The sequence below is a fragment of the Novosphingobium sp. 9 genome (assembly GCF_025340265.1).
Classification (GTDB): domain Bacteria; phylum Pseudomonadota; class Alphaproteobacteria; order Sphingomonadales; family Sphingomonadaceae; genus Novosphingobium.
In genome coordinates, this window is record NZ_CP022707.1 from 772,148 (window position 1) to 794,384 (window position 22,237).

The 22,237-nt window shown below is 66.1% G+C and carries 22 protein-coding genes; 16 read left to right on the plus strand and 6 right to left on the minus strand.

Translation table 11 applies throughout. From position 1 onward, the window contains the following. Positions 1–187: 187 nt before the first annotated feature. Positions 188–2,665, plus strand: a complete 2,478-nt coding sequence (locus CI805_RS03800; protein ID WP_260926410.1) for a ligase-associated DNA damage response DEXH box helicase — start codon at positions 188–190, stop codon at positions 2,663–2,665. 193 nt (positions 2,666–2,858) lie between these two features. On the opposite strand, the gene CI805_RS03805 is transcribed toward CI805_RS03800, so the two are convergent. The 4 genes from CI805_RS03805 to CI805_RS03820 form a co-directional block, all read right to left on the minus strand. After that, positions 2,859–3,290 (minus strand): ExbD/TolR family protein, encoded by a 432-nt coding sequence (locus CI805_RS03805; protein WP_260926411.1) that lies wholly within the window; start codon positions 3,288–3,290, stop codon positions 2,859–2,861. Between the two features lie 30 nt (positions 3,291–3,320). Then, positions 3,321–3,854: an ExbD/TolR family protein gene (locus CI805_RS03810; protein WP_260926412.1), complete on the minus strand. Its 534-nt coding sequence runs from the start codon at positions 3,852–3,854 to the stop codon at positions 3,321–3,323. Positions 3,855–3,981: 127 nt separating this feature from the next. After that, on the minus strand, positions 3,982–4,767 hold the full coding sequence (locus tag CI805_RS03815) for a MotA/TolQ/ExbB proton channel family protein (RefSeq protein WP_260926413.1): 786 nt from the start codon (positions 4,765–4,767) through the stop codon (positions 3,982–3,984). An 81-nt stretch (positions 4,768–4,848) separates the two neighbouring features. Beyond that, complete coding sequence (locus tag CI805_RS03820; protein ID WP_260926414.1) at positions 4,849–5,529, minus strand: energy transducer TonB; 681 nt, start codon at positions 5,527–5,529, stop codon at positions 4,849–4,851. Between the two features lie 344 nt (positions 5,530–5,873). Here CI805_RS03820 and CI805_RS03825 point away from each other — a divergent pair, with 344 nt between their 5' ends. From CI805_RS03825 to CI805_RS03835, 3 genes are all read left to right on the plus strand, one after another. Next, complete coding sequence (locus tag CI805_RS03825) at positions 5,874–6,578, plus strand: hypothetical protein (protein WP_260926416.1); 705 nt, start codon at positions 5,874–5,876, stop codon at positions 6,576–6,578. Then, a complete protein-coding gene (locus CI805_RS03830) occupies positions 6,560–6,763 on the plus strand; it encodes a hypothetical protein (protein WP_260926418.1) in 204 nt (67 codons plus the stop codon). The genes CI805_RS03825 and CI805_RS03830 overlap by 19 nt, the downstream gene beginning before the upstream one ends. Before the next feature lie 105 nt (positions 6,764–6,868). Next, positions 6,869–8,170: a homoserine dehydrogenase gene (locus tag CI805_RS03835; protein ID WP_260926420.1), complete on the plus strand. Its 1,302-nt coding sequence runs from the start codon at positions 6,869–6,871 to the stop codon at positions 8,168–8,170. An 86-nt stretch (positions 8,171–8,256) separates the two neighbouring features. Here CI805_RS03835 and CI805_RS03840 read toward each other — a convergent pair whose 3' ends face one another. Beyond that, positions 8,257–8,658, minus strand: coding sequence for a hypothetical protein (locus CI805_RS03840; RefSeq protein ID WP_260926422.1), 402 nt, complete (start codon positions 8,656–8,658; stop codon positions 8,257–8,259). A 114-nt stretch (positions 8,659–8,772) separates the two neighbouring features. Between CI805_RS03840 and glpX the strand changes: the two genes are divergently transcribed. Together glpX and CI805_RS03850 are read left to right on the plus strand one after the other, a co-directional pair. Further along, the gene (glpX, locus tag CI805_RS03845) at positions 8,773–9,777 is read left to right on the plus strand and encodes a class II fructose-bisphosphatase (protein ID WP_260926423.1); all 1,005 of its coding nucleotides are present in this window, start codon (positions 8,773–8,775) and stop codon (positions 9,775–9,777) included. A gap of 230 nt (positions 9,778–10,007) precedes the next feature. Continuing rightward, positions 10,008–10,943 (plus strand): ribose-phosphate pyrophosphokinase, encoded by a 936-nt coding sequence (locus CI805_RS03850; protein ID WP_260926424.1) that lies wholly within the window; start codon positions 10,008–10,010, stop codon positions 10,941–10,943. A 25-nt stretch (positions 10,944–10,968) separates the two neighbouring features. Here the strand turns inward: CI805_RS03850 and CI805_RS03855 are convergent, their stop codons facing one another. Then, positions 10,969–11,916, minus strand: a complete 948-nt coding sequence (locus tag CI805_RS03855; protein ID WP_260926425.1) for a helix-turn-helix domain-containing protein — start codon at positions 11,914–11,916, stop codon at positions 10,969–10,971. Between the two features lie 220 nt (positions 11,917–12,136). Between CI805_RS03855 and hisN the strand changes: the two genes are divergently transcribed. From hisN to CI805_RS03905, 10 genes are all read left to right on the plus strand, one after another. Next, positions 12,137–12,922: a histidinol-phosphatase gene (hisN, locus tag CI805_RS03860; RefSeq protein WP_260926426.1), complete on the plus strand. Its 786-nt coding sequence runs from the start codon at positions 12,137–12,139 to the stop codon at positions 12,920–12,922. Then, entirely contained in the window at positions 12,852–13,346 is a 495-nt protein-coding gene (locus CI805_RS03865) for a gamma-glutamylcyclotransferase (RefSeq protein WP_260926427.1), read from the plus strand. The genes hisN and CI805_RS03865 overlap by 71 nt, the downstream gene beginning before the upstream one ends. A 155-nt stretch (positions 13,347–13,501) precedes the next feature. Beyond that, positions 13,502–13,705, plus strand: a complete 204-nt coding sequence (gene rpmI, locus CI805_RS03870) for a 50S ribosomal protein L35 (RefSeq protein ID WP_260926429.1) — start codon at positions 13,502–13,504, stop codon at positions 13,703–13,705. 13 nt (positions 13,706–13,718) lie between these two features. Further along, positions 13,719–14,078: a 50S ribosomal protein L20 gene (gene rplT, locus CI805_RS03875; RefSeq protein ID WP_260926430.1), complete on the plus strand. Its 360-nt coding sequence runs from the start codon at positions 13,719–13,721 to the stop codon at positions 14,076–14,078. A gap of 174 nt (positions 14,079–14,252) precedes the next feature. Beyond that, the gene (locus CI805_RS03880) at positions 14,253–15,110 is read left to right on the plus strand and encodes an AraC family transcriptional regulator (protein WP_260926431.1); all 858 of its coding nucleotides are present in this window, start codon (positions 14,253–14,255) and stop codon (positions 15,108–15,110) included. 118 nt (positions 15,111–15,228) lie between these two features. Next, positions 15,229–16,326 (plus strand): phenylalanine--tRNA ligase subunit alpha, encoded by a 1,098-nt coding sequence (gene pheS, locus CI805_RS03885; protein ID WP_260926432.1) that lies wholly within the window; start codon positions 15,229–15,231, stop codon positions 16,324–16,326. 23 nt (positions 16,327–16,349) lie between these two features. Beyond that, on the plus strand, positions 16,350–18,761 hold the full coding sequence (gene pheT, locus CI805_RS03890) for a phenylalanine--tRNA ligase subunit beta (protein ID WP_260926434.1): 2,412 nt from the start codon (positions 16,350–16,352) through the stop codon (positions 18,759–18,761). A gap of 6 nt (positions 18,762–18,767) precedes the next feature. Continuing rightward, positions 18,768–19,688 carry an aldose 1-epimerase family protein gene (locus tag CI805_RS03895; protein ID WP_260926436.1) on the plus strand — a complete coding sequence of 307 codons (921 nt, stop codon included), beginning with the start codon at positions 18,768–18,770 and terminating at the stop codon, positions 19,686–19,688. 51 nt (positions 19,689–19,739) lie between these two features. Continuing rightward, positions 19,740–20,489, plus strand: a complete 750-nt coding sequence (locus CI805_RS03900; protein ID WP_260926438.1) for an SDR family NAD(P)-dependent oxidoreductase — start codon at positions 19,740–19,742, stop codon at positions 20,487–20,489. 90 nt (positions 20,490–20,579) lie between these two features. Then, positions 20,580–22,118, plus strand: a complete 1,539-nt coding sequence (locus tag CI805_RS03905) for a peptide chain release factor 3 (RefSeq protein ID WP_260926439.1) — start codon at positions 20,580–20,582, stop codon at positions 22,116–22,118. The last annotated feature ends 119 nt before the right edge of the window (positions 22,119–22,237 follow it).

Genomic DNA, 22,237 nt, shown 5'->3' on the forward strand with positions numbered 1-22,237 from the left:
CCACGTTTCGAGATTGGCTGTTTGGAGCCGGCGCCCTCGAAAGGGCTCTTGCGGCCCCCCATGCTGGTTCAACGTGAAGGACCGCAAAGCGATCCACGGCTCGCCGCGTGCCGGTGAAGGTTGAGCGCAAGGGCAGCATTTCGGCAGGCTCTTGTCTTGTTCCGGAGGGCTTGCCACTTTCCTCTGGATGACCGATCCCGCGATCCTGCCCCCGGAGATTGCCGACTGGTTCGCCGGGAGAGGCTGGCAGCCGCGCCGTCACCAGACCGGCGTGCTGGAGGCTGAGGCGGCAGGGCGCCATGCGCTGGTCATGGCCGATACCGGCGCAGGCAAGACGCTGGCAGGGTTCCTGCCGACGCTGGCGGCGTTCTGTCCGTCTACGTTGGCGGGAGCACCGGGGCCTCAAGGCCTGCACACGCTCTATGTCTCGCCGCTGAAGGCGCTGGCCCACGATGTCCAGCGCAACCTGCTGACGCCTGTTGCCGAAATGGGGCTCGACATGCGGATCGAGGCGCGCAGCGGCGATACGCCAAGCGAGCGCAAGGCCCGCCAGCGAGCCCGGCCGCCGCATGTCCTGCTGACCACGCCCGAATCGCTCTCGCTGCTGCTGACCTATCCCGAGGCGCCGGAGCTGTTCGCGGGCCTCAAACGCGTGGTGATTGACGAGATCCATGCCTTCGCCACCGGCAAGCGCGGCGATCTTCTCGCGCTCGCGCTCGGGCGTTTGCAGGCGCTGTCGCCCGACCTGTTGCGCGTGGGGCTGTCGGCGACGCTGGCCGATCCCGAAGGCTATCGCGGCTGGCTGGCGCCGTGGGGCGAGATCGACACGGTGCAACTGGTCGAGGGCGACAGCGGCGCGCCGCCCGAGGTCGAGATCCTGCTGCCAGAGGAAGCGCGCATCCCGTGGAGCGGTCATGCCGCGACCTGGGCAATCCCGCAGCTCTATCGGCAGATCCGCGACCACCGCACCACGCTGGTCTTCACCAACACGCGCTTCCTCGCCGAATATATCTTCCAGTCCCTGTGGGATGCGAACGACGATAACCTGCCGATCGCCATCCATCACGGCTCGCTGTCGAAGGAGGCGCGGCGCAAGGTGGAAGGGGCGATGGCGCGCGGCGAACTGCGGGCGCTGGTCTGTACCGCCAGCCTCGATCTCGGCGTGGACTGGGGCGACATCGATCTGGTGGTGCAGATGGGCGCGCCCAAAGGCTCGTCGCGCCTGCTCCAGCGGATCGGGCGCGCCAACCACCGGCTCGACCAGCCAAGCAGGGCGCTGCTGGTGCCGGGCAACCGGTTCGAGTTTCTGGAGGCCTTCGCGGCGCAGGCGGCGGTCCATGCCGGGCAGCGCGATGGCGAGGGTTTCCGGCCCGGTGGTCTCGACGTGCTGGCCCAGCACGTGATGGGCTGCATCTGCGCCGGCCCACAGCGCGAGGTAGACCTGCTGGCCGAGGTCCGCTCGACACTGGCCTATGCGTGGGTGGACGAGGGGGTGCTGGCGCGGGTGCTCGATTTCGTGGCCACCGGTGGCTATGCGCTGCGGGCCTACGACCGCTTTCGCCGGATCGTGCGGGAGCGGGGAGGGGATGGGGGAGAGGCCGTCTGGCGTCTGACCCATCCCGAACATGCCGCGCGCCATCGATTGAATGCCGGGATCATCGTCGATGCCGAAATGCTCGACGTGCGGTTTCGCAACGGGCGCTCGCTGGGCAAGGTCGAGGAGAATTTCGGGGCCAGCCTGAAGCCGGGCGATACCTTCCGGTTCGCCGGGCTCGATCTGGAAGTGGAAAGCCTGCGCGATCTCGAACTGGTGGTGCGGGCGGCGAAACGCTCGGCGACCATCCCCAGCTACATGGGCGCGCGCATGCCGATCTCGACGCATCTTGCCGATCGCGTCCGGGCGATGCTGGCCGACCGGGCGGGCTGGGCGCGCTTCCCCGACGATGTGCGCGAGTGGCTGGAAGTGCAGGATTGGCGCTCGCACCTGCCGGCGCCGGGGCGCCTGCTGGTGGAAAGCTTCCCGCATCGCGGCCTTGCCTATACGACCTACTACACCTTTGAGGGCTGGAATGCGAACCAGTCGCTGGGGATGCTCATCACCCGGCGGATGGAGGATCGGGGACTGGGACCGCTGGGCTTCGTCGCCACCGACTATGCGCTGTCGGTCTGGGGGCTGCATGCGGTCGACGATCCGGCCGCGCTGCTCTCACCGGACATCCTGACGCACGAGTTCGTCGACTGGGTGCAGCAGTCGCACCTTCTGCGGCGCGCGTTTCGCGAGGTGGCGGTGATCTCCGGCCTCGTCGAGCGCCAGCAGCCCGGCGCGCGCAAGTCCGGGCGGCAGGTGACGTTCTCGACTGACCTGATCTTCGATGTGCTCCAGCGGCATGAGCCCGATCATCTGCTGATCGAGGCGGCCTGGGCCGATGCCCGCCAGCGGATGACCGACGTGGCGCGTGTGGCAGACGTTCTCGACCGGGCGGCGCGCGAGGTCGATCACATCACGCTGGAGCGGATCAGCCCGCTGTCGGTGCCGGTACTCTCGATGATCGGACGCGAGACGCTACCGTCGGGCGCGGCGGACGAGGACCTGCTGATGGAGGCGGAAACGCTGGCCGGACTGGCGATGCGGATCGATCCGGTGGAGATGCCGGATGAGGGGTGAGCCGCGCTGATGGTTCCTGGCCCTTGCTTGGTCCGGACAAAGAAAAGGGGCGGATCGCTCCGCCCCCACCCGCCCTAGACAAAGAAAAAGGGGTGGATCGCTCCGCCCCCCGCCCGCCTTGGACAAAGAAAAAGGGGCGGATCGCTCCGCCCCTTGATCTGCTTTCCGAAAGGAAAGCACCGGATCATTCGGCTTACTTGCCGAAGACCTGGTACTGTTCGTTACCCACGAAGCCGAACTTCGTGACGCCCGAAGCCTTGATGACCTGCAGCGTCTTGGCCGACAGGTCGTAGCTGGCTTCTGCTTCCGGCTGGTACTGGAGCTCGGGCTCCGGGTCCATCCGGGTGGTGTCCGCCAGCGTCTTGGCGAGGGTCGGGCCGTCGATCGGCGTGCCGTTCCAGAGGATACGGTCGTCCTGGGTCAGAACGATCTTGTTCTTCACCGGGTTGATCGGCGGGGGTGTCGTCGTCTGGGAATTGACCGGGAGATCAATATTGATCGAGTTGGTCGCAACCGGGATGGTGATGATGAACATGATGAGGAGCACGAGCATGACGTCGATCAACGGCGTCGTGTTCATATCCATCATCGGCGAGCCATCATCCTTGCCGCCTGACATTGCCATGAGGTGTTACTCCTGTTCCGTCCTGCGGGCTCAGCCGTTCGGATCGACCGGGTTCGAAACGAAGCCGACGGTCGGATAACCGGCGAGCTGAACGTTGTAGATCGCACCTGCGACGCAGCGCCAGGGGGCCTGTACGTCGCCGCGGATCTGAACCTGCGGAATCCGCTCGGGATCATCCTTGAGGGCCTCGGGGCCGCCAGCGGCCTTGACGATAGCATCGAGGCGATCGAACGCCTGCTTCTGCAGCTCGTCCGAAGTCACCGGAACGATGTTGTTGATGTAGACGCGGCACTGGCCGTTGCGCGATGCACCCTCGAATCCGGGGTCGCCTGCGCTGCGACCGGAGTCGTCCGTGGTCGATACCGTCAGCAGCAGATTCTCGTTCTTGTCCTTCGATTCGACGGACTTGATGATCGGAATGTGCAGCTTCTGGATGGTCTGAATCGCGACCGGAACGGCGATGAGGAAGATGATCAGAAGCACCAGCATGACGTCAACGAGTGGCGTCGTGTTGATGTCGGACATCGGTGTTTCGGCACCGCCCCCGCCCGTGGAAATCGCCATAGTCTTATCCTAATCCTTGCGTTGCCTCGGGAGAGGGCGACGGCTCCGCATGCATGGAGAGCCGTCGCTTCCTTCCCGTGGGGCCGGTTCGTGGAGCCTTGCTCCATCCCCGGCCCCCGGGTCGGCCTTACGACTTTGCCGGGGTCGAGCCGGGCTTCGCCGGAGCCGCTGCGGGCTTCGGAGCAACCTTTGCCGGGGCAGCCGGGACGGACGGCTTGACGACGCCCTTCGAGGTGATGTTCGCGAGCACGTCGGTCGAGAAGCCGGTCAGCAGCTCGGCGATGCGCTTGTTGCGGCTCTGCAGGTAGTTGTAGGCGAGAACGGCGGGAACGGCGACGATCAGGCCGAGTGCGGTCATGATCAGCGATTCACCGACGGGGCCGGCAACCTTGTCGATCGAGGCCGAACCGGCGAGACCGATGGCGATCAGCGCGCGGTAGATGCCGACGACGGTACCGAACAGACCGATGAACGGTGCGGTCGCGCCGACGGTGGCGAGGAAGGGCAGGCCGCCAGCGAGGCGAGCGTTGATCGAGGCTTCCGAACGGGCCAGCGAGCCGTGCAGCCACTCATGACCTTCGAGAGCGTCGGTCATCTTCGAGTGCTGGTCTTCAGCGGCGATGCCGTCCTCGACGATCTGACGCCAGGCGGTGTTCTTCTCCATCTTGGTCACGCCTTCGCGCAGCGTGGGCGCACGCCAGAACGAGCTGCGGACTTCGCGGTACTGGCGCATGATCTTGCCCTGCTCGAACCACTTGGTGAACAGGATGTAGAACGAGCCGAACGACATCACGCCCATGATGATGACGGTGGCGTACGAGATGAAGCCACCGGCCTGGACAGCTTCAACGAAACCGAACTTGTTCTGCGGCGCGGCCTCTCCGGCAGCGGCAAGAATATCCACGATAAGCATGCGATTTACCTCTCAAGAAGAATGCAGGGTGCGGTCCGGTTACAATCCCTTGGATGCCCGGACCCGGTAAACTTGGGTAACTTACTGGAGCTTGTAGACGATGGCCGTGGAGTAACCGCCCGAGGTCGGGCTGCCGGCATCGTCAAGCGCGGGGTTGAAGCGCGCGTAGCGGCTCATACCGTCGCAAGCTGCCGAATCGAGATCCGGGCTGCCGCTCGATGCGGTCACCGTGCAGGACGAGACACGACCGTCCGGTCCGATGGTGACCTTCAGGCCCACGCGGCCTTCGCGCTCTTCACGCGCCGCACGGGGCGGATAGGCATCCTGAATACGCGCGGCCCAGCTGCTCTGACCCTTGGGGGTCGCGCCACGTGCCTTGGAAGGCGCGGGCGGAGCCGGAGGTGCGGGCGGTCCCGGAGGAGCCGCGATCACGCTGACCGGCGCCGGGGGCGGGGCCTTGGCGACAACGGCCACCGGAGGCGGCGTCGGCGCGATGTTGATCGGCGGCGGCGGTGCCACGATCGGCGGAGCCGTCGGCGGCGGCGGTGTCTTCGGCTGCTCCTTGGGCGGCGGCGGCGGTGGCGGCGGAGGCGGCGGAGGCGGCTCCGAAATATCCACGGCCGTCACCTTCTGGGCGACCTTCTGCAGCGCCGTATAGGCAAGCCCCGTGACGAGGGCATACCCTACGAGCACGTGGATCAGCGCCACAATGACAAGCGCGGTAACCTTGCTACCGCTCATTTGCTGGTCAGCGTAAGCCATTCAAACGCATCACTCCATTAACCATGCCCCGGACAAGCCGAGGGCGTCCACGGACACTCGCACAGACGAGCGCCATGACGAAACTCATTTTACCCACCCTGACGGCTGAACAGTCTGCCCCTCCAAAGATGCGAAGCCATGGTGAGGCGAACCGCGGGGCAATTGTTGTATTTCCACCCCGTTTGGCACAATTCTTAGCGAGGATGCCCCATGCGCGCAACGCCTTATCCACAGAGGGGCTGTTAACGTGCGATTCAGGTCGCCAAGCAAGGACTTGACGGGGTTTTCCGGTGCGCGCAGGCCGTGTTTGACGGTCTGTAGAATACTCAAGGAGTTTGATTAGGATGCCCTCCAACACGCGCTGTCTGCCCCTGGGCGCAAGCCGTCTGATTCTGCCGAATCTCATCGCCCTTGGGCTGGGATTGACAGTAACCGGCGGTGCCCTTCAGGCCCAGACGGTCGGCGCGCCCGAATCCGCTATCGCAGCATCGGGGCCGACATTCGCGGATGTCGCCGGGCTTGCCGATTCGGCGGGCATGGTCGTGCATGCCCAGGTCCGCAAGATCGCGCGGGTGGACGATGCGCGGGCGCCGGGCCTCGCGCCGGGATATGGCCGCTTCTACGTGCAGGCGCAGACGGTGGCCCTGCTGGTCGGCTCCGCGCCGCTGGGCGCGCAGGTCGCCTATCTGGTCGATCTGCCGCTGAACGAACGCGGCAAGCCGGACAACATCAAGAAGCGCGACGTGCTGCTGTTCGCCCGCGCGGTGCCGGGGCGTCCCGGCGAACTCCAGCTGGTGACGCCCACCGCCCAGCAGATGTGGAGCCCCGAGGCCGATGCCCGCGTTCGCCAGATCCTGACCACGCTGGTCTCTCCCAACGCCCCGGTGAAGATCGAGGGCGTGCGCGAGATCATGTACGTGCCGGGCAACCTTGCCGGGCAGGGTGAGACGCAGATGTTCCTCAAGACAGCGAACAATTCGGCAGCCTCGATCACGGTCCACCACGAGCCGGGCGTCCCGGCCAGCTGGGGGTGTCGTTCTCGGAACTGACCGCCGACCTCAGCCATCCGCCGCAGCCCGAGACGGTGGAATGGTATCGTCTCGCCTGTTTCCTGCCGCGCACGCTGGCGCCCGGCGTCAATGTGTCGGACCCCGGCGATGCGCAGGCGCAGGCCGATGCCGACTATCGCTTCGTGCTCCAGCAGCTTGGACCGTGTCGCCGGAACCTGCACTGATCGCAACACGCAGGACGTAGTGCAGAGCATGAATCTTGCTCTGCACGCGTTGCCTCTGGAATTTTGCGGCTGTCTCGCCTAGGCGCGCAGCCGAAAGGGTTATTCATGTCAGAACCGTTGCATATCGCGCTGGCCGGGCTCGGCACTGTCGGGGCCGGAGTCGTCCGTCTTATCGAGACCAATGCCGATCTCATTTCGCGGCGTGCCCGCAGGCCGATTCGCATTACCGCCGTCAGCGCGCGCGACCGTACCAAGGATCGCGGCGTCGATCTGTCGCCCTATGAATGGGTCGACGATTCGGCGGCGCTGGCCGCGCGCGACGATGTGGACGTGGTGGTCGAGATGGTCGGCGGCTCGGACGGTCCGGCGCTCAGCCTCGCGCGTCAGGCGATCGCGGCGGGCAAGTCGCTGGTGACGGCGAACAAGGCGATGATCGCGCATCACGGTCTGGAGCTTGCGTCCGCTGCCGAGGCGCAGGGCGTCGCGCTCAAGTTCGAGGCGGCGGTCGCAGGCGGCATCCCGGTGATCAAGGGGCTGAGCGAAGGTGCCGCTGCCAACGAGATCGAGCGCGTCTACGGCATTCTCAACGGCACCTGCAATTACATCCTCTCGACCATGGAAGACACCGGGCGCAGCTTCGCCGAAGTGCTCGGCGAGGCGCAGAAGCTGGGCTATGCCGAAGCCGATCCGACCTTCGATGTCGAGGGTATCGATGCCGCGCACAAGCTCTCGATCCTGGCGGCGATCGCCTTCGGTTCGCGGCTGCGCTTCGATGCGGTGGAGACCATGGGGATCTCGCGCGTGCGTCCCGCCGATATCGCGCAGGCGCATTCGCTGGGTTATGTGATCCGCCTGATCGGCATGGCCGAGCTGGACGCGACCGGCGGCACTCCGCGCCTGTTCCAGCGCGTGCGCCCGCATCTGGTCCCGCTCGACCACCCGCTGGCCCACGTCGACGGCGCGACCAACGCGGTCGTCGCCGAGGGCAACTTTATGGGCCGCCTGCTGTTTCAGGGCGCCGGCGCCGGTGACGGGCCGACGGCGAGCGCCGTGGTGGCCGACATCATCGATATCGCGCGTGGTGAGAAGGGCGCGGCGTTCTCGATGCCCGCAGGCGAGTTGGGGGCAATGGAGCCCGCCGATTCCGGCCACCGACAGGGCCGCTCGTACATCCGCTTCACCGTGCCCGATCGTCCGGGCGTGCTGGCCGATATCACGGCGGCGATGCGCGATGCCGGGGTTTCGATCGAGAGCCTGATCCAGCAGAACCGCTCCGATGCGGGCGAAGTGCTGATCGCCATCGTCACGCACGAAGGGCCGGAGAGTGCTGTCAACGAGGCGCTGCGCATCCTCGATGGCTCGGACAGCCTGAGCGGCAAGCCGCTGGTGATGCAGATCGTCGGCTGATCGCCGGTTTGACCGACCAAGAAAAGGGGCGCGGGGTCCGAAGATCCCGCGCCCCTTTCTGTTTGGACGGCAAAGGCTGATGGCCCTCAGGGCACTTTCATCTCGCCACGGGCAATCTTGTCGGCATCGGAATCCGCAGGGGCCTGAGGGATGGATTTCAGATCGATCATATAGACCGGCTCGGGCGTCTTGCCGATGCCGATGCACGAGCCGCGCTTGCTGCAATCGGGCAGGCCGCTGACGTTGGGGGCGTGAAGCTGCCCGTCATCCGTGCCTTTCTTTCCGGTCGGATCCTCGTCCGTCGTCGAGGGAATGCGATACTTGTCCTTATCCGGTGCACAGACGATGATCTCCCCCGGCCGCCCCGGTTCGGAGCAGCGTTCGCGCGAGGTCTTGGGGACGAGCGAGCCGCTCAGCAAATTCTGGGCAACGGCGCTGTCCGCCTGCTGGACGGTCTGGTTTTCCTGCCCGAACGCGGGCTGGATCATCGTTGCGATAACCAGTGCGGCGGCGCCCAGGTAGGCAGTCCTTCGTCTCGACAACTACATGTCCTCTGTCTAAGTCACACCCACTTTGTTTCCATGGCATAAACTGGAGAGAACATGCCCGGCAACCCGACTTCTGCAAGTCCCGATAGGTCGGTTGCTGCCAGTAACGTGCTGGACCGCATTCTGGTTCTCGAAATGGTGCGGGTTACGGAGGCGGCGGCGATTGCTGCTTCCGGGCTGGTCGGCCGGGGCGATGAGCGGGCCGCGGATGCCGCTGCCGCCGAGGCGATGCGCCAGGCGCTCGACGATCTCTACATGGACGGCACTGTCGTGATCGGGGAGGGCGCTCAGGGCGAAGCGCCCGTGCTCTATGTGGGCGAGAAGGTGGGCGGCGCGCCCGGCAAGGGGCCGAGGATCGATATCGCGCTCGATCCGCTGGAAGGCACGACGATCGCGGCCAAGTCCGGGCCGAACTCGCTGGCGGTGCTGGCGGCGGCGGAAGAGGGCGCTCTGCTCAACGCGCCGGACGTCTATATGGAGAAGATCGCCGTCGGGCCGGGCTATCCCGAAGGTGTCGTCAGCCTCAGCCGCACGCCGACCGAGAACGTGCGCGCGCTGGCGGAGGCGAAGGGCGTGCCCGCCGAAGAGATTCTGGTCTGCGTGCTCGACCGCCCCCGGCACGAGGCGCTGATCGCCGAACTGCGCGAGGTGGGCTGCGGGGTCCAGCTGATCCCCGATGGCGATATCGCCGGGGTGATCGCCGTGACCGACGAGGAAACCACGGTCGACATGTACATGGGCAGCGGCGGCGCCCCTGAAGGCGTGCTGGCGGCGGCGGCATTGCGCTGCGTCGGCGGGCAGATGGAAGGCCGGTTGCTGTTCCGCAACGAGGATGAGCGTCTGCGCGCGCGGCAATCCGGTATCGAGGATCTCGACCGGATCTATGCGCTGACCGATCTGGCGCGCGGGGACTGCATCTTCGCGGCGACCGGCGTCACGCACGGCACGCTGCTGGGCGGGGTCAAGCGCCTGAAAGGCGGGAAGATGACGACCGAGAGCGTGGTCATGCGCGCCAGTTCGGGCACGGTTCGCTGGATCCGGGGCGAGCACCGCTACTGAGCGGGGCCGGAGGCGTTCGCCCGCCTCCCACCATCGAAAAACCGCGGGTTCACTATTGCAATCCCGTGACTCATGGCTAGAGGCGTGCGCGTCCGGCGGGCGGTCGGGCGTGGAGCCGTTTCCGGTCCGACTGTGTCGGCTCAACGGCTCTACGATTTTGGTTTATCGCATTTTCCGGGTCATCAGGCGATTTCCGCCTGATTAGAAAATGCTCTAGTCGGGGAATCGCCATGAAGATCATGTCAGGCAACAGCAACCTGCCGCTCGCGCGTGCGATCGCGGCCTATCTGGAACTGCCGTTGACCGATGCCAGCGTGCGTCGTTTCGCCGACGAGGAAGTCTTCGTCGAAATCCACGAGAACGTGCGTGGCGAGGACGTGTTCATCGTCCAGCCGACGAACTACCCCGCGAACGACAACCTGATGGAACTGCTGATCTGCATCGACGCGCTGCGCCGGGCCTCGGCACGCCGCATCACCGCTGTCGTGCCGTACTTCGGCTATGCCCGTCAGGACCGCAAGCCCGGCCCGCGCACGCCGATCTCGGCCAAGCTGGTCGCCAACCTGATCACCGAGGCGGGCGCCGATCGCGTCCTGTCGGCGGACCTCCATGCCGGACAGATCCAGGGCTTCTTCGACATCCCGACCGACAACCTGTTCGCAGCGCCGGTCATGGCCGCCGACATCCAGGCCCGCTACGGCGACCAGTCGCTGATGGTGGTCTCGCCCGACGTCGGCGGTGTGGTTCGCGCCCGCGCCCTCGCCAAGCGCCTTGACAACGCCCCGCTGGCGATCGTCGACAAGCGCCGCGACAAGCCCGGCCAGTCGGAAGTCATGAACATCATCGGCGATGTGAAGGGCCGCGCCTGCATCCTGATCGACGACATCATCGATTCGGGCGGCACGCTGTGCAACGCAGCGCAGGCACTGATGGACGAGGGCGCCGCCAGCGTCACCGCCTACATCACCCACGGCGTGCTTTCGGGCGCTGCGGTCAGCCGCGTCACCAACTCGGCGCTCAAGGAACTGGTCATCACCGATTCGATCCAGGCGACCGATGCGGTCAAGGCTTCGGACAAGATCCGAGTGCTGACCATCGCGCCGCTGATCGGCGAGGCGATCCGCCGCATTGCCGACGAAAGCTCGGTCTCCAGCCTGTTCGACTGATTCTATTCCGCCTCTGGGAGCGCGCTCAGCGCTCCCAGGGACGACTTTCGCCCGGTTGCAGGCGCTTGAGCGCTTCGAGCCGATGCGCCTGACGCGATTCCAGCGCCAGCGTCATGATCGGTTGCGGTGTGGCGACGAAATGGCGCGGCGACATGCCGAACAGTTCGGTGAACTCGCGGATCAGGTGGCTTTCATCGTAATAGCGCAGCACGATGGCCTCGCCCTCGGCCTCGTCGGCGACGCCGCGCAAGTGGCTCGCCATGTCGAGCGCGCGGGCCCGGCGCAGCACCTTCTTGGGGGACAGCCCGAAATCGCGCGCGATCACCCGCTCCAGCTTGCGTCGCTCCACCCCGCAGCGCTCCGCAGCTTCGGCGACCGTCATCGTCGGGTTGACGAAGGCCAGTTCCTCGAAAGCGACCGTGACCGGATCGGGCAGTTTGCCGCCAGCCCGTGCGACGGCCTTGCGCAGATGGTCCTCGATCGTGGTGATCCAGTCCTCGGGCGAGCCATCGGGCGTGAGCGCGGCGATGATCGCTTCGGGGTCTACGGTCGAGGCATCGGTCGGGCGGATGCGGTCCAGCGTGTCGGGCGGCAGGGGCGTGCCCAGCGCGGCGCAGGCACCGGGGCGAAGATGGATGCCCACACTGATGAAGCTGCCGGTGACGCTGATCGGCATCTTGCGGCGCTGCGGGCCGAAGAACATCGCCTCGCGCCTTGCCGTGAGAGGCCCGTCTGCCGTTTCCGCCGCCCAGTCTCCCGCGAGCTGGATGCGGACGCACGACACGTCGTTGAGCAGACCGCAGGACAGCGTGTAATCGGCCGGCATATCGACCTTGGTCACATAGAAGCGCCCGACGTAGGGCTCAAGGTCGGGCGCCGGGGCCCGGTTATAGGAGATCGGCTGGCCGTCTCGCGTAACTCCTTGAACCGGCTCGATCTGGCTATCGAGCGCCGGTGAGCGCTTATGCTGCATTCCCCTGATTCCGTCTTTTGCGACCCGCTATGTTACCGCGGAACACATAAGATAGAAAACCCTTTCCTTGCGGGCAATTAGGGAAATGTGCCGAGAAGCATTGGTTGCGGCTGCATTTTCTTACAGGTTCGATGGTAAATCTCGCTTTGGCGCCATCTGCCGTAGGGCCATCTGCCGTAGGGGTTGACCATGGCGTGGTGTCCGGCGCAGAGCACAGGGCATGAAGATCGACGCCGAACTCGCCCTCGCCCGCCGCCTTGCCGATGCCGCCGGCGATGCGATTCGCCCGCATTTCCGCAACAGCGTTCCGATTGAGACCAAGGGCGATGCCTCGCCGGTCACGCTGGCGGACCGCGCTGCCGAAGAGGCGATGCGCCGGATCATCAAAGCGGAATTCCCGCGCGACGGCATCATCGGTGAGGAGTTCGGCACCGAGGAGGGCACCTCGGGCCGGACCTGGGTGCTCGATCCCATCGATGGCACGGTCTCGTTCATCGCCGGGCGGCCGATCTTCGGCACGCTGATCGCGCTGCTCGTCGATGGCTGGCCGGTTCTGGGCGTGATCGACCAGCCGATCCTGCGCGAACGCTGGATCGGGGCTACCGGGCGCGAGACGACCTTCAACGATCGCCCGATCCGCACGCGCCCCTGCCGCGAGCTGTCGCAGGCGATGCTGGCGACCACCGGGCCGCACTATTTCGACAATCACCAGGGCGAGCACTTCATGGCACTGGCCGCCAAGACCGATCACAAGCGCATGGTGATGGGTGGTGACTGCTATAACTACGGACTGCTGGCGAGCGGTCATCTCGACGTGGTCTGCGAGGCCGGGCTCAAGCTGCACGACTGGGCGGCGCTGGTGCCGGTGGTCGAAGGCGCGGGCGGCACGATGTGCGACTGGAACGGCGAGCCGCTCAACGCCGACAGCGACGGGCATGTTCTGGCGATGGGCGATCCCGCGCGTCTGGAAGACGTGGTCGAGGCGCTGGCCTGCCACCACCACTGAGGTTCTGGTCATCGTGCTGCGGCGACGGCTTTTCGTCTATGGCACGCTGCAACCGCAAGCCGATACGCCGATGGCGCGCTGGCTGGCCGGGCGGACGGTCGAGAGCGTCGCAGCCACCGTGCCGGGGCGGCTATATGCCATCCCCGATCCTCGCGGCTGGTATCCGGCCGGGGTTGCCGCCGCCGATGCCGCGATTGCGGGCGCGCTGTTGACGCTCGATCTCGCTGCGAACGATCTCGCGCGTCTCGATCGCTACGAAGGGCGCGATTATCGCCGGACTATGGTGCGGGCGAGGGCAGGCGGTGCGCTTGTCGCCGCGCAGGCGTGGCGATGGGATCGCCAACTGCCTGCGAGGGCAAGGCCGGTGCCAAGCGGCGATTTCCGGCGCTGGCTCGATCTGACCGGGCATCGTGCATTCCGCTGATCGCGGCGCCGACAATCGCGGTGCTCCAGCGAATCTCTTGCTTTTGCCCGCAGACCCCCTTATGGGCGCGCCCTTCATAGACACGCAATTCATGGCCCGCCTGGCGAAAAGGGCTGCCAGGGCTGGTTGGACGTGTCCCTGAACAGGAGACAAAAATGCCCAAGCTGAAGACCAAGAGCGGCGTCAAGAAGCGCTTCAAGCTCACTGCCACTGGCAAGATCAAGCATGGTGTGGCTGGCAAGCGCCACCGCCTCATGAGCCACAACGGCAAGTACATCCGCCAGAATCGCGGCACCGACGTCATTTCCGACGCCGATGCAAAGACGATCAAGAAGTGGGCGCCCTACGGGCTGAACTGAGGAGCGCTAGACTATGAGCCGTATCAAGAGGGGTGTAACCACCCGCGCCAAGCACAAGCGTATTCTGGACCAGGCCAAGGGTTACCGTGGCCGTCGCAAGAATACCATCCGCGTTGCCCGTCAGGCCGTCGAAAAGGCCGGCCAGTACGCCTATCGCGACCGCAAGGTTAAGAAGCGCACCTTCCGCGCCCTGTGGATCCAGCGCATCAACGCTGCCGTTCGCAACGAAGGCCTGACCTACTCGCAGTTCATGCACGGCGTTAAGCTGGCCGGCATCGAACTCGACCGCAAGACCATGGCGGACCTCGCCATGAACGAAGGCGGCGTGTTCTCGACTGTGATCGCACAGGCGAAGGCTGCTCTTCCGGCCTGAACCGGCCGAACGGTTGAAGTGCTGGTTACAGGACTTTAATCGATACTCGGGGCTTGCTCCTGAGTACATGAGCGAAATAGATTAAGGCGTCAGAGGTCCTCTCTGGCGCCTTTTTCATTGTCAAAAACAAGAAATATCACCATATCTTCCTGAAAGATAAGGGGAATAACGGGGATGACGGTCGCGCCCGATTACCGGGTCAGTATTCGCAGCTTTCCAGGCCCTGCGAGCCTGCGACCGTTCGTGGCCGAATTCGTGCTGTCCGACGTCGTTGTCGAGCATGGCGGCATGATCGAGGATGTGCTTTTCCCGGACCTTGCGACCCTGCGCTTCAATCTCGGTCTTCGCGGCGAGGGCTGGATGCGCAATGGCGGCCATCTGGCCGATTGTGATTTCGTCGTGGTCGGCCCGCTGATGAACGATGTGCGGTTCCGGCTCGGCAGCTATCGCCAGTGGACGGTCGCGCTGACGCCGCTGGGCTGGGCAAGCTTCATCGGGGTATCTGCGGCGGACTATGCCAACCGCATGGCCGATGGCATGGCGGACCCGGTCTTCGCCCCCTTTCGCCCGCTGCGCTCGGCAATCTACGGACAGGCCTCGGATGCGCCGGGAGAGCTGGAGCGCATCGTCACTTTCTTCGAGACCATGGCGCAGCAGAGCGAGCCGCAGGCCGGAGCGATCGAGGCGATGCAGGCCGCGCTCGCCGATCCGACGGTGGACAGCGTGGACATGCTGGCCGAACGGCTGGGCATCGCCAAGCGTAGCATCGAGCGGCTGGCGCTGCGCTGTTTCGGATTCTCGCCCAAGATGCTGCTGCGCCGTGCGCGCTTCGTGCGCAGTCTGGTCGACTTTTCGGTCGATCCGTCCGGGCGCTGGATCGGCGCCATCGATGCGGCCTATCACGATCAGGCGCATTTCGTGCGCGACTTCCGCGAGTTCATGGGCATGACCCCGCGCGAATATGCCCAGCAGCCGCACCCGATCAGCGGGGCTGTGCTGCGCGAGCGGGCGCGGCTGGCCGCGCGGTTCTGATCGGGCGCTGCGCTTCTGATCGGGCTTCGCAAACGCGTCTTGCCGTTTGCGCTTTGGCGGCATCCTTTCTAAGGACCGGCCTTCCGATCCTTTTGAACAACCAGCCAGGCAGACACCCATGGATTACGCAGCAACCGGCCAGGAGGCGATCGCGCGCATCGTCGCGGCCACCGATCTCGAAACGCTCGAGGCGCTGCGGGTCGAGTTTCTGGGCAAGCAGGGTTCGATTTCGGGCCTGCTCAAGACGCTGGGCAAGCTCGATCCCGAGGCCCGCAAGGTCGAAGGGCCCAAGATCCAGGGCCTGCGCGAAGAGGTCAGCAACGCGCTGACCGCCCGCAAGGACGCGCTGGAAAGCGCCGCGCTCGAAGCGCGTCTCGCCGCTGAGACCGTGGACCTCTCGCTGCCCGCGCCCGAGGCCCCGCGCGGCTCGGTCCACCCCATCGCGCAGGTGATGGACGAACTGGCCGAAATCTTCGCCGACATGGGCTTTGCCGTCGCCTCCGGTCCCGAGATCGAGGACGACTGGCACAACTTCACCGCGCTCAACATGCCCGAAAGCCATCCGGCGCGCGCGATGCACGACACGTTCTATTTCCCGGACCGTGATGAGGCGGGCCGCGAGATGCTGCTGCGCACGCACACCTCGCCGGTGCAGATGCGCACGATGCTGGCGCAGGGTGCGCCGCTTCGCATCATCGCGCCGGGCCGCGTCTATCGCTCGGACAGCGATGCCACGCACACGCCGATGTTCCATCAGGTCGAAGGTCTGGTGATCGACAAGGACGTACATCTCGGTCACCTGAAGTGGACGCTGGAGACCTTCCTCAAGGCCTTCTTCGAGCGCGAGGACATCGTCCTGCGCCTGCGCCCCAGCTACTTCCCGTTCACCGAACCCTCGATCGAAGTCGACATCGGCTATACGCTCATCAACGGCAAGCGCGTGGTCGGCGGCGATCCGTCCAAGGGTGAGGGCGGCTGGATGGAAGTGCTCGGCAGCGGCATGGTCAACCGCCGCGTCGTCGAGTTCGGCGGCCTCGACCCCGAACAGTGGCAGGGCTTCGCCTTCGGCATCGGCGTCGATCGCCTCGCCATGCTGAAATACGGCATGGACGATCTGCGCGCCTTCTTCGACGGCGATCATCGCTGGCTCAACCACTACGGTTTCTCCGCGCTCGACGTGCCGACCCTCTCGGGCGGTGTCGGCACCCCGGCCTGACGCGCGACAAGGATACGACGGACATGAAATTCTCTCTCTCGTGGCTCGCGCGCTACCTCGATACCGAGGCCGGCCTGCAGCAGATCTGCGATACGCTCAACGCCATCGGCCTCGAAGTCGAAGGCGTGGAAGACCCCGCTGCGAAGCTCGAAGGCTTCCGCATCGCCCGTGTGCTTACCGCCGCGCGTCACCCGGATGCGGACAAGCTGCAGGTGCTCAGCGTCGATACCGGTGAGGGCGCGCCCTTGCAGGTCGTCTGCGGTGCGCCCAATGCGCGTGCGGGCCTTGTCGGCGTGCTCGGCCTGCCCGGCGCGAGCGTGCCCGCGAACGGCATGGTGCTGCGCAAGAGCGCGATCCGCGGTGTCGAATCCAACGGCATGATGTGCTCGACCCGCGAACTGGAACTGGGCGAGGATCACGACGGCATCATCGAACTGCCCGAGGACGCGCCCATCGGCACGCCCTTCGCGCAGTATCACGGCGCCAGCCCGGTGATCGAAGTGGCGATCACCCCCAACCGCCCGGACTGCATGGGCGTCTACGGCATCGCCCGCGACCTTGCGGCGGCAGGCCTCGGCACGTTGAAGCCCATCGCTTTCGCACCGGTTTCGGCAAGCTTCACCAGCCCCGTCGACGTGCGCACCGAGGACGCCGAAGGCGCACCTGCGCTCTATGGCCGGGTCGTGCGCGGCGTCACCAACGGCGCTTCGCCACAGTGGCTTCAGGATGTGCTGATCGCCGCCGGACAGCGCCCGATCTCGGCGCTGGTGGACGTGACCAACTACCTCTCGCTCGGCTACGGCCGCCCGGCGCATGCCTATGACCTTGCCAAGCTGACCGGCGCGCTGGTCGCCCGCCGCGCCCGCGACGGCGAGACGGCCACGCTGCTGAACGAGAAGACCTACACGCTCGATGGCGAGATCACCGTCATTGCCGACGATGCCGAGATCCACGGCGTGGCAGGCGTGATGGGCGGCGAGCACTCGGGTTGCTCGGCGGAGACCCGCGACGTGCTGCTGGAGATCGCCTACTTCGATCCCGAGCGCATCGCCAGGGCGGGCCGCAAGCTCAACCTCACCTCCGACGCGCGCGGTCGTTTCGAGCGCGGCGTCGATCCGGCGTTCCTCGATACCGCGATGGACCTGCTGACCGCGCTGGTCGTCGAGACCTGCGGCGGCGAGGCGTCCGAAGTCGTGCGCGCCGGGGCTGCGCCTGCAACGCCCAAGATCGTCCACTTCGATCCGGCGCTGACACAGCGTCTGGGCGGCGTGACCGTCGCCCCTGCCGAGCAGCAGCGCATTCTCGAATCGCTGGGCTTCTCGGTCGTGGCGAGCGAGGCCGGTTTCGACAGTGATTGGGCTGTCACCGTGCCGGGCTGGCGCCCGGACGTCGATGGCGCGCCCGATCTGGTCGAGGAAGTCGTGCGCATCCACGGGCTCGACAAGGTGGAGAGCGTGGCTCTGCCGCGTGCCGATGGCGTGGCGCGTCCCACCGCGACGCCTGCGCAGATGCTGGAGCGCCGCCTGCGCCGCGCCGCTGCTGCGCGCGGGTTGAACGAGGCCGTCACCTGGTCGTTCCTGCCCGAGGCCGAGGCCGAGGCGTTCCGGGGCGAGGATGCGCTCTGGGTGCTGGCCAACCCGATCAGCGAAGACCTGAAGGCCATGCGTCCCTCGCTGCTGCCGGGGCTGCTGTCCGCCGCGCGCCGCAATCTCGATCGCGGGGCGTCCAGCCTGCGCCTGTTCGAGCTGGGCCGTCGTTACTTGCGCGGCAAGGGCGGCGCGAGCGACGAGCGCGTGACGCTGGGCGTCGTGCTCGCAGGCGAGAAGACGCCGCGCGGCTGGGCGACCGGCAAGGCCGTTGCCTTCGATGCCTTCGATGCCAAGGCAGAGGCGCTCGCGCTGCTGGCCGAGGCAGGCGCACCGGTCGATCGCCTGATGGTGATGGGCGAGGCAGGTACTCAGTTCCATCCCGGCCAGTCGGCCACGCTGCGCCTCGGGCCCAAGTCGGTGCTGGCGCGCTTCGGCATGCTGCATCCGGCGACCGCCAAGCTGTTCGATATCGACGGTCCGGTGGCGATGGTCGAGGTGTTCCTCGACGCGATCCCGGCCAAGAAGGGTGCCGCTACCTTTGCCCGCACCGCTTATGCGCCGCCCGCGCTGCAGGCGGTGACGCGCGACTTCGCGTTCCTCGCGCCGGTCCATCTGGCGGCAGGCGATCTGGTTCGGGCGGTGCAGGGTGCCGACAAGGCCAACATCGTCGCCGCGCGCCTGTTCGACGATTTCCGTGGGGCAGGCGTGCCCGAGGGGCACAAGTCGCTGGCGCTCGAAGTCACGCTCCAGCCGGTCGAGAAGACCTACAAGGACGAGGACATCAAGGCGGTGTCCGACAAGGTTGTGGCCGCCGCCGCCAAGCTCGGGGCGACCCTGCGGGGGTAATCCCGGATGCCGTTCTGGAAATGGAGACGATCGCCGGTGATTGACAAGGACTTCGTGACCATCACCTCCGGCGATCTTTCCGCCCGGATCAATCCCCTGGGTGCGGAACTGTGGTCGCTCACCGATCGTCAGGGCCGTGAGTACATGACCGATGCGGACCCGGCCTTCTGGACCGGACACGCGCCGGTGCTGTTTCCCATCGTCGGCGCGCTGAACGGCAACCGCTATCGCCTCGACGGGCAGGAATACGGCCTTTCCAAGCACGGCTTCGCGCGCCATTCGCGCTTCGAGGTGATCGAGGCGGGCGAGGGCGTCGCGCGTTTCCGCCTGTCCGACAGTGCCGAGACGCGCGGGGTCTATCCGTTCGCCTTCGCGCTGGAGATGGCCTTTGAGCTCGACGGTGCGCGCCTGTCGATGACCGGCACCGTGACCAATCCCGGCGAGGGCGCGCTGCCGTTCAGCTTCGGCTTCCATCCCGCGTTTGCCTGGCCGCTGCCCGGCGGCGCGGCCAAGGCCGACCACGCGATCGCCTTTGACCAGAGCGAGCCGCAGCCGATCCGCGCGGTCGATCTCAAGTCCGGCCTGCTGCTGCCCGAGACCATTCCCACGCCTGTCGAAGGCCACACCTTCACGCCGACGTCCGAACTGTTCGAGGCCGACGCGCTGATCTGGGACGATCTCGCCAGCCGCGCGCTGACGTTTGGAGCGCCGGGTGGCACGCAACTCGCCATCGCTTTTCCCGAGACGCCGATGCTGGGCATCTGGCAGAAGCCGGGCGCGGCCTATCTTTGCGTCGAGCCCTGGCAGGGCCATGCCGATCCGGTCGGCTTCGCGGGCGATTTCCGCGAGAAGCCGGGCGTGGTCGAACTCGCACCGGGTGCCTCGCGCGGCTTCCGCATGGACGTGACGGTGCTGCCCGCCGACTGATCCCCCGCGCGCCTTTCATTCCTATTCGCAAACTAGCCAAGGAGATTGCCCATGAAGACCGCACTTGTGACCGGCGGAACCGCCGGAATCGGCGAAGCCTGCGTGCGTGCATTCGTGAAGGCGGGCTGGCGCGTCGTGACCACCGGCCGCCGTGCCGATCGGCTTGAGGCGCTGGTCACCGATCTGGGCGCCGACAAGGTCCATGCGCTCGTTTTCGACGTGCGCGATGAAGCCGCGCGCGATGCCGCGCTGGCGTCGCTTCCCGCCGAGTTCGCCGCGATCGACTGTCTGGTAAACAATGCCGGGCTCGCGCTCGGCACCGAACCGGCGCAGCAGGCCAGCGTCGACAACTGGAAGACGATGATCGACACCAACGTGACCGCACTGGTCTCGCTTACCCACAAGCTGCTGCCGGGCCTGATCGAACGCAAGGGGGCGATCGTCAATCTCGCCTCGACCGCCGCGACCTATCCCTACACCGGCGGCAACGTCTACGGCGGCACCAAGGCTTTCGTCCACCAGTTCAGCCTCGGCCTGCGTTCGGACCTGCACGGCACCGGTGTGCGCGTCACCTCGATCGAGCCGGGCATGGTCGAGACCGAGTTCACGCTGATCCGCACCGGCGGCAGCCAGGCGGCTTCGGATGCGCTCTATGGCGGCTCCAACCCGATGACCGGTGACGATATCGCCGAGACGATCCTGTGGGTGGCGACGCTGCCGCCGCACCTCAACATCAACACGCTGGAACTGATGCCGGTCAGCCAATCGTTCGCGGGCTTCCAGGTCGCGCGCGTAGGCTGATCTGCGGATGTGGTGCTGCGGGGGAGGCTGTCTCTCCCGCGCGCCAACAACAGGCTATGAAATCCGCGCGCGCGCCGGTAATGCGCGCCGATGACCAATTCCCGTCGCACATTCGCGATCATCTCGCACCCGGACGCGGGCAAGACCACGCTGACCGAGAAGCTGCTGCTGCAGGGCGGCGCCATCCACCTGGCCGGACAGGTCAAGGCGCGTGGCGCGGCCCGGCGTGCGCGCTCGGACTGGATGAAGATCGAGCAGCAGCGCGGCATCTCCGTGACCAGTTCGGTCATGACGTTCGAGAAGACCAACGCCGACGGTTCGACCGTGACGTTCAACCTGCTCGATACGCCGGGGCACGAGGACTTCTCGGAAGACACCTATCGCACGCTCACCGCCGTCGATTCGGCGATCATGGTGATCGACGCGGCCAAGGGTATCGAGCCGCAGACGCGCAAGCTGTTCGAGGTCTGCCGCCTGCGCTCGCTGCCGATCATCACCTTCATCAACAAAGTCGACCGCGAAGGCCGCCCGTGCTTCGACATTCTCGACGAAGTGGCGGACAAGCTGGCGCTCGACGTGTGCCCGATGTCCTGGCCGGTCGGCATGGGCGGCATTTTCGAGGGCATTCTCGACATCGCATCGGGCCGGGTCAGCCGTCCCGAAGGTGCCTCTAAGGAGTTCCTCGGCAAGGTGGACGAAGGCGCGACGCTGCCTGCCGAAGTCGCCGACGAACTGGAACTGGCGCAGGCGGGCTATCCCGAGTTCGATCTCGACGCCTATCTCGGCGGCGATCTGACGCCGGTCTATTTCGGCTCCGCGCTCAAGAACTTCGGCGTGGCCGAGCTGATCGACGCGATCTCGAAGTTTTCGCCGCCGCCGCGCGCGCAGCCCAGCGACACCGGCCCGGTCGAGCCCGAGGAGAAGGAAGTCACCGGCTTCATCTTCAAGGTGCAGGCCAACATGGACCCGATGCACCGGGACCGTATCGCCTTCATGCGGCTGGTCTCGGGCACTTTCAAGCGCGGCATGAAGCTGACGCCCTCGGGGCTGGGCAAGCCGATCGCGGTCCACTCGCCGATTCTGTTCTTCGCGCAGGATCGCGAGATCGCCGACAACGCAGAGCCCGGCGATATCATCGGCATTCCCAACCACGGCACCTTGCGCGTGGGCGATACCCTGTCGGAAAAGAACCAGGTCCGCTTCACCGGCCTGCCCAACTTTGCGCCGGAAATCCTGCGTCGTGTCCAGCTCAAGGACCCGACCAAGACCAAGCAGCTTCGCAAGGCGCTCGACGATCTGTCCGAAGAGGGCGTGATTCAGGTGTTCTACCCGGAGATCGGCTCGCAGTGGGTGGTCGGTGTCGTCGGCCAGCTCCAGCTCGACGTGCTGATCTCGCGGCTTGAGGCGGAGTACAAGGTCGAGGCGGTGCTCGAAGCCTCCCCCTTCGATACCGCGCGCTGGCTCAAGGGTGACGACAAGGCGCTCAAGGACTTCGCGGAGTTCAACAAGATGAACCTCGCGCGCGATCGCGATGGCGATCCGGTGTTCATGGCCCGCTCGGCCTGGGACGTCAGCTACCAGCAGGAACGTAATCCCGATCTCGCCTTCAGCGCCACCAAGGAGCGCTGAGGCCGACTTAACGGCGCGAAAGCGGGGGTAGAGAGAGCGACAGAGGGAACCGGAGCGACGCTCGCGGTTTGCTCTGGCAGGGGCATCTCCGTCCCGTCCTCTCCACCCCGCCGGGCTGC